General features: G+C 52.1%; 9 protein-coding genes. 5 read left to right on the top strand and 4 right to left on the bottom strand.

All coding sequences use genetic code 11. The features are described from left to right. Positions 1 to 268 precede the first annotated feature (268 nt). The 5 genes from BN1117_RS03385 (at position 269) to BN1117_RS03365 (ending at position 6,507) form a co-directional block, all read left to right on the top strand. The gene (locus tag BN1117_RS03385; protein WP_040094848.1) at positions 269 to 1,324 is read left to right on the top strand and encodes a DUF1972 domain-containing protein; all 1,056 of its coding nucleotides are present in this window, start codon (positions 269 to 271) and stop codon (positions 1,322 to 1,324) included. 114 nt (positions 1,325 to 1,438) lie between these two features. Further along, positions 1,439 to 2,476: a UDP-N-acetylglucosamine--undecaprenyl-phosphate N-acetylglucosaminephosphotransferase gene (gene wecA / locus BN1117_RS03380; protein WP_040094847.1), complete on the top strand. Its 1,038-nt coding sequence runs from the start codon at positions 1,439 to 1,441 to the stop codon at positions 2,474 to 2,476. Positions 2,477 to 2,596: 120 nt separating this feature from the next. Continuing rightward, complete coding sequence (locus BN1117_RS03375) at positions 2,597 to 3,655, top strand: LPS O-antigen chain length determinant protein WzzB (RefSeq protein ID WP_040094846.1); 1,059 nt, start codon at positions 2,597 to 2,599, stop codon at positions 3,653 to 3,655. A gap of 118 nt (positions 3,656 to 3,773) precedes the next feature. After that, the gene (locus BN1117_RS03370; protein ID WP_167334810.1) at positions 3,774 to 5,489 is read left to right on the top strand and encodes a PglL family O-oligosaccharyltransferase; all 1,716 of its coding nucleotides are present in this window, start codon (positions 3,774 to 3,776) and stop codon (positions 5,487 to 5,489) included. A 607-nt stretch (positions 5,490 to 6,096) separates the two neighbouring features. Further along, positions 6,097 to 6,507: an H-NS family histone-like protein gene (locus BN1117_RS03365; protein ID WP_040094844.1), complete on the top strand. Its 411-nt coding sequence runs from the start codon at positions 6,097 to 6,099 to the stop codon at positions 6,505 to 6,507. A gap of 256 nt (positions 6,508 to 6,763) precedes the next feature. Here the strand turns inward: BN1117_RS03365 and BN1117_RS03360 are convergent, their stop codons facing one another. The 4 genes from BN1117_RS03360 to BN1117_RS03345 form a co-directional block, all read right to left on the bottom strand. Further along, on the bottom strand, positions 6,764 to 8,128 hold the full coding sequence (locus BN1117_RS03360) for an efflux transporter outer membrane subunit (protein ID WP_040094843.1): 1,365 nt from the start codon (positions 8,126 to 8,128) through the stop codon (positions 6,764 to 6,766). Positions 8,129 to 8,130: 2 nt separating this feature from the next. Then, the gene (locus BN1117_RS03355; protein ID WP_040094842.1) at positions 8,131 to 10,104 is read right to left on the bottom strand and encodes a MacB family efflux pump subunit; all 1,974 of its coding nucleotides are present in this window, start codon (positions 10,102 to 10,104) and stop codon (positions 8,131 to 8,133) included. Then, positions 10,101 to 11,264, bottom strand: a complete 1,164-nt coding sequence (locus BN1117_RS03350) for an efflux RND transporter periplasmic adaptor subunit (protein ID WP_040094841.1) — start codon at positions 11,262 to 11,264, stop codon at positions 10,101 to 10,103. The genes BN1117_RS03355 and BN1117_RS03350 overlap by 4 nt, the downstream gene beginning before the upstream one ends. A gap of 254 nt (positions 11,265 to 11,518) precedes the next feature. After that, complete coding sequence (locus tag BN1117_RS03345) at positions 11,519 to 12,409, bottom strand: manganese-dependent inorganic pyrophosphatase (RefSeq protein ID WP_040094840.1); 891 nt, start codon at positions 12,407 to 12,409, stop codon at positions 11,519 to 11,521. Positions 12,410 to 12,665: the final 256 nt, after the last annotated feature.

The following is a 12,665-nucleotide window of genomic DNA, read 5'->3' as shown; positions in this document are numbered from 1 at the left end:
CAATCTAAACAATCTAAACATGAGCAATGGGAGTGAGATATTGCGCAGGGGAGATTACTTATCCAATTATAGATGACAGAATACTCGATATGTCTCTATACAATCAGCGACAACACGTGATCTTTTTATAAGAGTACTAGCCATTACAATTTGTCTATCAAAAACAAATATCTTCTATAAAAATATATCGTCTCCCATTTATGAAGTTCTGAAATATTTCAGATAAAGAATTCGTGGTGATAAATATTTATAATTAGGGCTCGATTTGATGAATAATGTTGCTGTAATTGGTACTGTCGGTATACCGGCTTGCTATGGCGGTTTTGAATCTTTAGTGCAAAATCTTGTCGACTTTCAGTCAGACAGTGTAAAATATCATATTTTTTGCTCTTCTCACTCCTATCAGACAAAATCTGAAAATTATAAAGATGCTTCGTTGTTATATCTCCCGATCAAGGCTAATGGGGTCTCTAGTATACCTTATGATATATTAAGTCTGATAATTTGCCTTAAGAAAAAACCTGATGTCACATTGATATTGGGGGTCTCTGGTTGTTTGTTTTTACCCATCTATCGGTTGTTTAGTTCGTCACGTATTGTTACGAATATTGATGGACTGGAGTGGCGGCGCGACAAGTGGGGATGGCTGACGAAAAAATTTTTGAAATTTTCGGAAAAACTTGCCGTTCGTTTTTCAGATGCTGTCGTATCAGATAATCAGGGTATCGCTGATTATGTAATGGATGAATATGGTGTTGTCAGTGAGGTCATAGCTTATGGTGGAGACCATGCATTACAAGTCGAACACCAGGAAAATTATGTCAAAGATGATTTTTATCTTTCACTTTGTCGGATAGAGCCTGAGAATAATATTGAATTGATCCTGACTGCCTTTTCTAAATCTAGAGAGAAATTGTGCTTCATTGGTAACTGGGAGGCAAGTGAATATGGTCGTGCGCTTAAAAGCAGGTTTTCGCATTATGAAAATATAGAGATTGTTGATCCTATTTATGATATCTCCGTACTCTATAAGATGAGAAGGCAATGTAAGGGATACGTGCATGGTCATTCTGCTGGTGGTACCAATCCTTCTTTGGTTGAAGCCATGCAATTTGGCATGCCAATATATGCATTTGATTGTATTTTCAATCGCTATACTACAGATAACAGTGCTCTATATTTTAATAGCATAGAAACGTTGCGCCAGCTTATTGAAAAGTATGATGAACATGTAGTTCATTCCGGGGAGAGGATGAGGCAAATTGCAAGTGATAAATATCAATGGCGTAGTGTAGTCGATAAATATGAACAGCTTTTCGTTTAATCGTCCAATTGATGCTGATTTTAATTGCTTAATTTATTGGGGGCTGGTTTTTATTTTTTATTGAGTTGATTTTATTTCTAACCATAAAATTATATCTTTCTTTGGTGGCATAGAATGGAATATGCAATTTTTTTCATCACAGCATTTATATGCTTGTTTTTTTTACGAAAGGTGGCTAAAAAAATAAATCTTGTTGACCGGCCTAATGAGCGAAAACTACACCAAGGTGCAGTTCCTTTGGTGGGTGGGATTTCTATCTATTTGACTTTGATGTTGGCGTTATGGTTCAAACCTGATTTATTAACTAGTTCAGATATCTATGTTTTGTGTGCTTCCGTCTTGGTTATCATGGGAGCAATAGACGATAAATATGATGTTGACTATCGTATCCGCTTGGTTGTGCAGATATTAATCTCTTGTGCCATGATCTTTGGTGCTGGACTTTCTCTAAAAAGTTTAGGGGGGTTAGCCTTTGGCCATGAAATTGTATTAGGGCCTCTTAGTTATATTGTGACTGTTTTTGCCGTTCTGGGCGCCATCAATGCTTTTAATATGGTTGATGGTATCGATGGCTTGCTAGGTGGGCTAACTCTAGTCACCTTTGGTGGGTTAGCGTACCTTAATTATATTGACGAACAGTTATTATTAGCTCGGTTTTGTCTATTAATGATGATCGTTGTCATCCCCTATGTCATTCTTAATCTGGGATTTCCTTTTGGAACGCGTCGCAAGGTTTTTATGGGGGATGCTGGAAGTATGCTGATAGGCTTTACCGTTATCTGGACCTTGCTACAAGGTACGCAAGGTCCTAAAGCGCAGATGTATCCTGTCACCGCATTATGGTTAATTGCTATACCGTTGATTGATATGGTAGCGATTATGATTAGGCGCATTCGTAAAGGACACTCCCCCTTTAAACCTGACAGAGAACATTTACATCATATATGTATGCGTGCGGGGTTATCTCCTAATCAGGCCTTATGCTTTATTTGTTTTTTGGCAGCAGCATGTGCTGTAATTGGTATTTACTTCGAGTCAATACGAGTGCCTGAGTTATTAAGTTTTATTGTTTTTTTATGCTTTTTCATACTATATCTGTGGGGGCTGAATTCAATATGGCGTTTTTTAGCTTGGATTAGACGGAAACAATGAGTTTTAGTTAACTGAGCACTCATGTTATTTTAGACCAGTCCTTGTACATATATCGAATTGTTTGAGTTGCTACATACTGAAATGCCTGTATCTTTTGTTTTAACCTAACGTGAGACAGTGATGAAAGAAAAAAGTCCAGATGTACCGGCACAGTGGGTAGTACCTGCTGCCTCTGATGAGATTGATTTTCGTGAGCTGATGCTGGTGTTGTGGCGTCAGAAGCTGCTTATTATGCTGGTTACCCTGGTGTTTGCTTTAGGCGGTATTGCGTATGCGCTGTTGGCACCCCAGCAGTGGTCCGCTTCGGCAGTGGTGGCTGCGCCTAAGCCGGAGGACATGACACCGATGCTGAAAGTCTCAAAGCAGGCAACTGTATTGGGTCTTGGCGGTTTTCCCAGTGGAAAAGATCTACACCAGGAATTTATTCTGGAGTTCAACAGTTACGAGAATCGCCGTAACTATCTCAAAGCCAGCCCTTTATTTGCAGAGGTTGTAAAAAACCATGGGTTGGATAGCAAGGCGCAGGTGCGTTGGCTGCGCGACTGGAGTAAATCTGTCACTGCTCAGCCCGTAGATAAGAAGGGGGAGGTGCCGGGTGTTGAGCTCAAGTTTGCGGCCCCTACCTCCGAGAGGTCGCTGGCAATGTTAGAAGAGTATATTGATTATATTGTCAGAATGCAGCAGAAGCAGTTGACACACCGGCTTACTGAACAGCGTGATCTGCAGTTGGATGGCATGAACACGGAGTATCGGATCATGCAGGAGGACACAAAACGTACCCTGCAACAGGAAATAGTAGAATTGGTGATGGCTAACAAAGTGGCCAAAGCGGCCGGTGTCAGTGCGCCACTGGAAAACTATAACGCGCAAGATCGTTTCCTCATTTCGCTGGGTTCAAAAGGTCTGGAAGAAAAGCTGTCATTACTGAAATCCATCGACCTTGAGGTTTATCAACCCAAATTGCAATCTCTGCAGGTGAAGATGGCACGCTTAAAAAGCATCTCTTTGGACGGTATCGCATTTCGCCCTTTCTCCTATCTGGACGCGCCAGATGAACCTCTTAGCCGCGACAAGCCAAAACGTCCGCTGATCGTGGTGTTGGCCACTCTGCTGGGTGGCATGCTGGGGGTGGGTATTGTGCTGATTCGCCATGCATTTCGCCGACCAGAAGAGGCATAATTGGAATCGTTGATGTAATCGAGGGGGCAGTGTGCCCCCTCTCTTTTTATCTGTATCTTGTATGCCCTTTCAATGATGGGTGGGCCTAAGGAGCTGGGCTGTGACGTTAACGCGAATCATGATGGTTTTATGTGGGCTCTATTGGTTGTTGGGGATGCATTTTTTTATGCACAACCCGGGTGGTGCCGGGCTCTATCTGCCCTTTAATACCTGGGGATGGATCTTCGCCTCTCTGGCTATTGGGTTGGGATTGTGGCAAGTGACCTTGCGCCAGAGACTGGTTTTCTCTCCCTTGCAAGCTGGTTTATGGATGGGGGCGCTCTTGCTGTTGCTGCCCATGTTTTATCCCGGCTTTGAGTTCAAGGATTATGCTATCCCTCGATTGTTGGGGCTCTTCGCGGGCCTGCTGTTTTTGTTCGGGCTCTATCAATGGCGTTTTAATCGTTGGCAGCGAGATCGCTTGCTCTATCTCATCCTGATCGCCATTGCGATAGAGGCGGTGCTTGGGCTGGTGCAGTTTTATCTGCTGACGCCAGGTAACTGGATTGGCTATGACACCAACGCCAATCGCCCTTACGGGATCTTTCAGCAACCCAATGTGATGGCGAGCTTTATGGCGACTGGACTTGCCCTGGCTATCTGGCTGGAGTTGCGCAGTGAGAGCAGCCGCCTGCTGATGGCTCTGCGCTATGGCGTCATTCTATCAGCAACACTGTTGCTAGTTGTGTTGCAATCCCGGGTGGGGCAATTAGGTGGACTGCTGGCGCTGTTTCTATTAATGCCGCAACTTTATCGCCAACGTTTGCTATGGCGGATATTGGCTCTGGTTATTGTTGCACTAGCCCTTGGCTTGTTATCCCAATATGGGATGGCGGGGGTAAAACGCGGGGTGGAGATTTATCAGTCTGGTGGGGTTCGTTCGAATATATGGTCTTTTACCTACGGTCTAGTAACACAGCATTGGATGGTTGGTATCGGTTATGGAGGTTTTGAGTCTACTTTTTTACATCGTTATGTTGAGGCTAGAAGCCTTAGTCCAGATATAGGAATGGAAATTTACAACCTTGACCATCCCCACAATGAGTTTCTCTATTGGGCGGTTGAGGGTGGCATTGCCCCCATCATTGGGATGGTGATAATGGGGGGCGCGCTATTAGTGCGTCTGACGAGTGTGCGTTGGGTTAATGCCATGGCTCTACTTGCTCTGGTTATGCCGATATTGCTCCATACCCAGACGGAATATCCTCTTTATCATGCCATCGTACAGTGGTGGTTGTTGCTGACGCTGATTTATAGCATCGATACTGAAATTGAAGAGAGTAACGTGGTGAGTCATGGTGTCTCATCATGGTGGGATAGGGAGTGCCGCCCCTGGTTGTTATTGCGATTTATGGCGATTGCGATCCCGTTGCTGGTTGTACCTTTTATGCTCACAGCTATTCACACCGCTTGGGTTGTCACCAAATATGAACGGGGCGGGTATAAAGAGCCAGCCTTGCTACTTGATATTGTTAACCCCATGGCCTGGTTGACCCGAGTCGAGTTTGATGTGAACTCGGTCCGGCTGATGGTGGGCTTGCAGACCAGCAATAAGGCAGAACTGGAAGCTTATCTAGAGTGGGGGCAGGCATTTGTACGCCATACACCACGCGCCAACATCTACGCCAATATGGTGATCGCACTAAATGCATTGGGCCGAACGGAGGAAGCCAATGGGATGCGAACAGCAGCACTTAAGCTCTATCCAACCGAACCCCTTTTAATCGGGTCGGCAGCCAAAGCGGTGATGACCGGTGTTGATCAACCAGCCAAGAATATAACCAAGAATAACTAGTGCTATTTGACTACGGAGCAAGCCAGCCTTTCAAAAAGGCTGGCTTTTTTATTACTTGTGTTCTGGATGCCAGATACCTGATCAGCTTGATTTTAGGCATATGTTTTTAGGCACATGCATCTGCAATGCAGGTTATAAAAGAGAGACATTTAAAAGTTGCGTATAGATTCCAAGGTGCTGATTTATAATTGTTTTTATTGATGATGTGGTGTCGGGTTATGGTCAATTGGGACAGCTCTTCATGATCTGAATAACGGGGCTGGGGCCAGAAGAAACGGATAGGGGCAGGCTTGCCACATATGTTGAACGCATGCTAACAATCTGTGCTCAAGGCTTATATCGCGGAGCTCAGGGGGCTACTCTGCAGGATACTGAACTGGAAATTAATGAGTCTTGCAATACCAGCGGTTTTTGGGCACAAGAGAGTAATCCTCTCCTCCCAGAATGTCTGCGTGCCAGTTTTTGTTATTGATAGTGACGCGCATTCGATCTTGATGGTGAAAATTAAGAAAAAAGAACGCTAATATAGAAAAACTGTATGATGTTAGGAATTGTCCATGCTATTCTGAAATGGTTATCCCTGTAACCGGCTTTTAGTGAGGAAATAATGAACGAGTTTCTGAAAGTTCTGTTGAACATTCGCAGCCTGCGTGCGGCCATTCGTGAACTGCCGTTTGAGCAACTGCTGGAAGCTAAAGAGAAGTTTGACCTGGTTTTCCAAGAGCGCGCCGATTCTGTTGAGCAGGAGCGTGCAGAACAGGAAGAGCGTCAGCGCAAACTGAGTGAATTTACCGAAATGCTGCAGCAGGCCGGTATTGATCCTCGTGAGCTGCTGGCCAATGCGGCAGCTCCCGCTGCGGCGACTGGCGCTGCCAAGAGCAAGCGTGCTCCGCGCCCGGCTAAATACAAGTACGAAGAAGATGGCCAGGAAAAAACCTGGACCGGTCAAGGTCGTATGCCAAAAGCCATTGCTGCCCAAGTTGCTCTGGGTAAAGATCTGAACGATTTCCTGATTTAATTCGTCAGGTTCAGAGATTGAATAATGCCGCCCTTGAGCGGCATTATTTTTACCGTTTTACTTGTCCTGCACTAATCCTCTGCGGCCATGGTTGTCAGCATCCTCGCTTGTATCCTTTTTATCGTCGCCATCGTATTGTTGTTTTTCTCGATATCACGGGATATTCCCGCTTCACGGTTAATGGTTAATGGTTAATGGTTAATCGATTCACGATTCACCAGTAACGACTCCCGACTCACGATTCCCGATTCCCCGGTTATCGGGGCGTCACGGTATCGCTGCCACCCAGGGCGCGATAGATTTTGGCGGTGGTGGTGAGCTGCTCTTTTTGCTGGGCCAGCAGGCTCTGCTGGGCATCCCACAGTCGGTTCTGCTCATCAAGCCAGGCCTGCACACCGGTTGCCCCCGCCTGGAAGCGAGCCTTGGCCAGTCGTTCGGCCTCCCGGGCATAACTCAGCTGCTCTTGCAGATAATCGAGTCGCTGCTGGCCATAGTGGCGGGCGGCCAGATTGTCTTCCACCTCCACCAGTGCGGTGTAGAGCTGTTTGCGAAACTCGGTTTCAGCGATCTGGTAATCCAGCGCTGAGCTTTCGATGGCGAGCTGGGTGCGGTTGTATTCAAGGAAGGGGAGGGCAAGGCTGGCCCCTAGCGTGCCGACCGGATTTTGCAGTACCTGCGCCAATCTATCGGATGCGGTGCTGGCGCTGCCGGTCAGGGTCAGGCTGGGGTAGAAGCTGGTGCGGATCTCGTCCCCTTTTGCCAGCGTCTTGCGCAGCCGCAATTCGGCCGCTTTGACATCGGGGCGGCGAGCCAGCACATCGGCCGGAATACCCACTGCAAGTTCAGGAATGGTCTGGGTTGCAAGGGAAGCGGGTGCATACTCCAGCGGTCCGCAGCTGCGGCCCAGCAGCAGACGCAGGGCATTGCGAGCCTGCTCCTGGTGCGCCTTGAGGGAGGCCAGCTCAGCCTGTTTTCCAGCCAACAGCTGGCGTGCCTGCGCCAGATCGAGCCGGGTGATGGCGCCTGCCTGGTATTTGGTCTGGGTCAGCTGCTCGGTTCGCGTCAGATTGGCCAACTGCTGTTCTCCGAGTGCGATGGCAGAGCCGAGATAGCCGAGCTGCCAATACTGCTCCAGGGTATTGCCGATCAGTAGCAGTCGGGTGCTGGCGAGATCCTGCTCGCTTGCCGCCGCTTCCCAGCTGGCCTGATCTCGCACCGAGGCAAGCTTGCCCCACAAATCCACTTCGTAACTGAGGCTCAGCGAGGGCCCCAGACTGTTGGTGCCTTTGCCGGTTTTCAGATCCTTGTTGCCACTGGCAGCGATAGTGCCATTGACCGAGGGGGTGAGGTTGGTATCGGCCTGCTCGGCCCCCAGTCTGGCGCTTTTGAGCTTGAGGGCCGCCACACGCATGTCCGGGTTGGCGGCCAGGACTGCAGCGACCAGCTTGTCGAGCCGGGGATCATCAAATTCCCGCCACCAGGGGCCTGCCTGCGTAGCCAGCTGGGCGCCCTCTGCCTGTTGCCATGTGGGGGCGATCGCCAGCTCGGGTCTTTGATAGGTGCTGTGCTGACTACAGCCGCTGAGGGCCATAGAGAGAGCCAGCCAGGAGAGTTTATGCATTGTTATTCCCTCGCCAGTGCGACAACAGGGTCGAGCCGCGCCGCATTGCGTGCCGGCAGGTAACCAAACAGGATCCCGATGAGTGACGAGCAGCCAAAGGCCATCAGGATGGAGAAGAGCGAGAATTGCATCTTGATGGAGTCCACCAGCAGTGAAAAGAGCGCGCCAATACCGAGCGAGAGGCCGACGCCGAAGATCCCCCCCAGCAGGCTCACCATCACGGCTTCAATCAGGAACTGCTGCAGAATATCCGACTGGCGGGCGCCCACGGCCATGCGAATGCCGATCTCGCGGGTACGCTCCACCACCGACACCAGCATGATGTTCATCACGCCCACCCCGCCGACGATCAGCGAGATCACCGCGATGGCCGAGACCATCAGGGTCATGGTGGCGGTGGTTTTCTCCACCGATTTGATGATGCTGTCGCTGCTGAAGGTGAAGAAATCCTTCACCCCGTGGCGCTTGGTGATCAGCTCGATCACCGCCTGCTCGGCCAGTGCCGGTTGTACCCCGTCTTTGACCCGGATGGTGATCTGGCTGAAGTGATGCTGCGAGATGAGGCGACTCATCACCGCGCTGTAGGGCAGCCAGATATTGACCGACTGGCTGGTGGGGCCGAAGCCGGTCTCCTGCGAAACCACACCGACAATCCGCACCGGCAAGGTGCCGACCAGTACCACCTTGCCGACCGGGTCCTCCTTGCCAAGCAGGCTGGTGATGCTCTTCTTGTCCACCACGGCAACCGCGGCACGCTGCTGGATATCTTGCCGCTCCAGTAAGCGACCACTCACCAGCGTCATCCCCTTCACCTTGAAATAGTCGTTACCAACCCCGGTCACGTTGCCGCTGTTGGTCTTGTTGCGATAGCGCAACTGGCCGGAGCTGCCAATCTCGGGGCTGGCACCAGCCAGATAGGGTTGCCCCAGCAGGGCATCGAGATCCCCCTTGTTGAGGGTCTGGATGCTGGCCATCTTCTCATCGCCCCATCCCTTGCCCGGGAAGATTTCGATGGTGTTGGTGCCCATCGCATTGATCTGGTCGATCACCTTGGCGCGCGCCCCCTGACCAAGTGCGACCACGCTCACCACGGCAGCGATGCCGATGATGATGCCGAGCATGGTGAGGAAGGTGCGCATCCGGTGGGCGAGCATGGCATGCATCGCCATCCGTCCCGCTTCCCGATAACGATCCCAGTCGTGGCCCACGGCACTTTTAGTGGGCACTATTTTTGGAGGGGCGGTGGCGGTGGCTGGAGCCAACACGGCCGTTTGGCAGGGGCCGCTATCTTGTTCAATCCGACCATCCTTGAGAGCGATGATCCGGTCGGCATGGCTGGCCACGTTCATATCGTGGGTGACCAGAATGATGGTGTGGCCCTGAGCGTGCAGCTCCTTGAGGATCGCCATCACCTCCTTGCCACTCTGGCTATCCAGTGCGCCGGTCGGTTCATCGGCGAGGATCACTTCGCCGCCATTGGCCAGCGCCCGGGCGATACTGACCCGCTGCTGCTGACCGCCGGAGAGCTGACCCGGGGTGTGGTGGCTGCGATCGGCCAGCCCCAGTCTGCCCAGCAGCTGACGCGCGCGCGCCTGGCGATCCGGGCGGCTGGTGCCGGCATAGACGGCGGGGATCTCCACGTTGGCGGCGGCATCGAGATGGGGCAGCAGGTGGTAGCGCTGAAAGATAAAGCCAAAGTGATGGCAGCGCAGCCGGGCCAGCGCCAACGCATCCATGGTCGCGGTGTCCTGACCGCGAAACAGATACTGGCCGCTGCTCGGGCTATCGAGACACCCCAGCAGGTTCATCAGGGTCGACTTGCCGGAGCCGGACGCGCCGACAATGGCGATCATCTCTCCTGCCGAGATAGTGAGGTCAAGAGGGTGGAGCACGGTGACTTCGCTGTCGCCACTCTGGTAGCGTCGCTCGACCCCTTTCAGCTGGATCAACGGCAGCTGGTTCAGGGGCTCACTCATAGCATCACCACCATATCATCATTGGCAGCGGGGGCGCCGTGATTGAGCTGCACCTCCTCCTTTTCACTCAGCCCGCTGATCACCTCAATACGGATCTCGTCTTTCATGCCGGTCTTGATATGGCGGGTTTCGGTCGTGTCATCTGCTTTGATCACGGTGACTTCATACTCGTTGTCACCCAGCGACTTGCCGAGGGCGGTTTGTGGCACAGTGAGTACCTGCTTGCGCTCCCCGAGCACTATGGTCACCTGGGTGGTCATTGCCACCCGCAGGGTATGAGCGGGATTGGGCACATCGAACAGGGCGTAGTAGTAGACGGCTGCATTATTGGTGGTGGTGCCGGTAGCGGCCTGATCGTTGATGTTGGTAGGGGCTAACTCCACGGCGCGAAGCCTGCCCTGATAGCGGGTATCCGCATCGCCGATCAGGGTAAAGTAGACCGGCATGCCGGCTTTGACCTTGGTGACATCGGCTTCGGAGATCTGCGCCTTGACCGTCATGGTCTCGAGGTTGGCCAGCTTGAGCACGGTCGGCACCGTCTGGCTTGCTGCCAGGGTCTGGCCCTGACGGGTCACAATGCTGATGACGGTGCCATCCATCGGCGCCAGGATCTTGGTGTAACCCAGTTCGGTCTTGGCCCGATCAACCTTGATCAGGGCGTTGTCGATATTGGCCTGGCTGTTTTGCAGTTCGGCGCGGGTGACCGCCAGCAGTGCTTCGGCACTCTCCAGATCGGCCCGTGAGCTCGCCTCCTGCTTGAACATCTGCTGCTGGCGTCGCCAGGCGAGCTCGTTCTGTTTGAGTTGCGCCTGTTTGATCTTGAGCTGGGCGCGGTTGCTGGCAAGCTCCGCCTCGGCCGTCTTGAGGTTGTTCTGGGCAATCAGGGGATCGATCTCGGCCAGCAGGTCTCCCTGCTTGACCTGATCGCCGGCCTCGACGGCCAGCTTGGTAACCTGACCGGAGACCTGGGCCCCCACATCCACCTGCTCCACGGCCTGCAGCACGCCACTGGCCAGTACGGTTTGGGCAATATCCTCGCGGGTAACCGGCGCTTTGAGGATCGCTTTGGGAGGGTCGCTTGGCCATACCAGCCAGCCGATCAGTGTCAGCCCGAGCAGAGTGAAGATCGCCCGGGTTCTCAGCTTGGAGCTTATTTTCATTGAACACCTGAATGAAATCAGAACACGAAAGGGTTATAGGGCGACAATCCTGCAGCAAAGCCCTGATAAATAACAGCCGCAAATATGTAAGCAAAGTTATGGCGTTAACTGTCAATAAGCCGTGAAAGGAGTAAGCGAGCGACCGCAGTGGTGAGCAAGATGGTCAGCAAGAGGGCGGGGAGTGCGGCTGGCGGTGGCGATGAAAAAGCCCTGCGCAGGGGCAGGGCTTTGGCATAGATGATGGCGAGGAAGGATCAGGCCTTGGCCAGCAGTTCCATCACCCAGGGCAGACCCTGCTTCTTGCGGCTGACAAAGCCCGGGTGGTAGCTGGACTCTGCCGGTACTTTAGCGTGTTCGGTAAAGTAGATACGGCTGGCAGCCGCAGTCAGGTCAGTGACCATCAACACGAAGAAGTCGAGCCCTTCGCTCGCCACGCGCTGGGCCATCTCCTGCTGCAGGGCTGGCAAGTGCTCGGCCAGCTGCTGCTCGCTGCCCACTTCGATCTGGCTCATGATGAAGCTGCAACCTTCCGCCTGGAACGCTTTCTCATCCTGCTGCAGCAGTTGAGCCGGAGTCAGGCCGCTCAGGTCGGTTTTCGCCATCAGCAACTGTTGGCCGAATTCGGCTAGCGATACTTCGGCCAGCGGTGCCAGACGCTCACAAGCGATCTTGTCCTGCTCGGTGGTGGTCGGCGAGGTGAGACAGAGTGTGTCGCTCATGATGGCACCCAGCATCAGGCGAGCCTGGCTGCGGGTCACGGTACCTTGTTGACTCAGCAGATCGAAGGCGATGGTGCAGGTGCAGCCGACGGCGCGGATCCAGGCATCCAGCGGAGACTGGGTGACCAGGGTACCGAGACGGTGGTGATCCACCAGACCCAATACATTGGCTTGTGCCAGTGTGGCAGGGCCCTGTTCCAGATCACTGAAATCCACCAGCCAGACATCTTCACCGGTCAAATCTTTGGTCAGCAACTCGGGTTCGCTGACGCCAGCCTGCTCCAGAATAAAACGGGTTTCGGTGCGCAGGTCACCCAGACGCCATGGGGTGGCCTGACGGCCCTGGCCATTGAGCCAGTCGGTGATAACCAGCGCACTGCAGATACTGTCGCTATCAGGATTCTTGTGACCAAAAACGTGGATCATAGACAAAGCCTCACAATTGGATACCCATAAAGGGGGGCAACACTATGCGAAATCCGCCACATGAAGGCAACCGGATCCACGCCCATGTTGCTGCCAGCTTCGCCTAACTCGCCATTTTATTGATCTGGGTCGGTGATCCTGACGGCTCTGCGAGGTTCAAGGTGGGGAACTCGGGGCTGGTGAGTCGTGAGTCGTGACTCGTGATGTGGGATTCGATTAACGATTCACCAGTAACGATTCACCGTTATTCGTGAGT

Origin of the sequence: Aeromonas australiensis (assembly GCF_000819725.1) — a bacterium.
Taxonomy (GTDB): domain Bacteria; phylum Pseudomonadota; class Gammaproteobacteria; order Enterobacterales; family Aeromonadaceae; genus Aeromonas; species Aeromonas australiensis.
Note: the sequence above shows the minus strand (reverse complement) of the source record. Positions and strands in the feature narration are given on the sequence as shown.

What these genes read in the sequence shown, in the direction of transcription:
- BN1117_RS03385 (WP_040094848.1), top strand. Translation starts at nt 269, where the DNA reads ATGAATAATGTTGCTGTAATTGGTACTGTCGGTATACCGGCTTGCTAT.
- wecA (WP_040094847.1), top strand. Translation starts at nt 1,439, where the DNA reads ATGGAATATGCAATTTTTTTCATCACAGCATTTATATGCTTGTTTTTT.
- BN1117_RS03375 (WP_040094846.1), top strand. Translation starts at nt 2,597, where the DNA reads ATGAAAGAAAAAAGTCCAGATGTACCGGCACAGTGGGTAGTACCTGCT.
- BN1117_RS03370 (WP_167334810.1), top strand. Translation starts at nt 3,774, where the DNA reads ATGATGGTTTTATGTGGGCTCTATTGGTTGTTGGGGATGCATTTTTTT.
- BN1117_RS03365 (WP_040094844.1), top strand. Translation starts at nt 6,097, where the DNA reads ATGAACGAGTTTCTGAAAGTTCTGTTGAACATTCGCAGCCTGCGTGCG.
- BN1117_RS03360 (WP_040094843.1), bottom strand. Translation starts at nt 8,128, where the DNA reads ATGCATAAACTCTCCTGGCTGGCTCTCTCTATGGCCCTCAGCGGCTGT.
- BN1117_RS03355 (WP_040094842.1), bottom strand. Translation starts at nt 10,104, where the DNA reads ATGAGTGAGCCCCTGAACCAGCTGCCGTTGATCCAGCTGAAAGGGGTC.
- BN1117_RS03350 (WP_040094841.1), bottom strand. Translation starts at nt 11,264, where the DNA reads ATGAAAATAAGCTCCAAGCTGAGAACCCGGGCGATCTTCACTCTGCTC.
- BN1117_RS03345 (WP_040094840.1), bottom strand. Translation starts at nt 12,409, where the DNA reads ATGATCCACGTTTTTGGTCACAAGAATCCTGATAGCGACAGTATCTGC.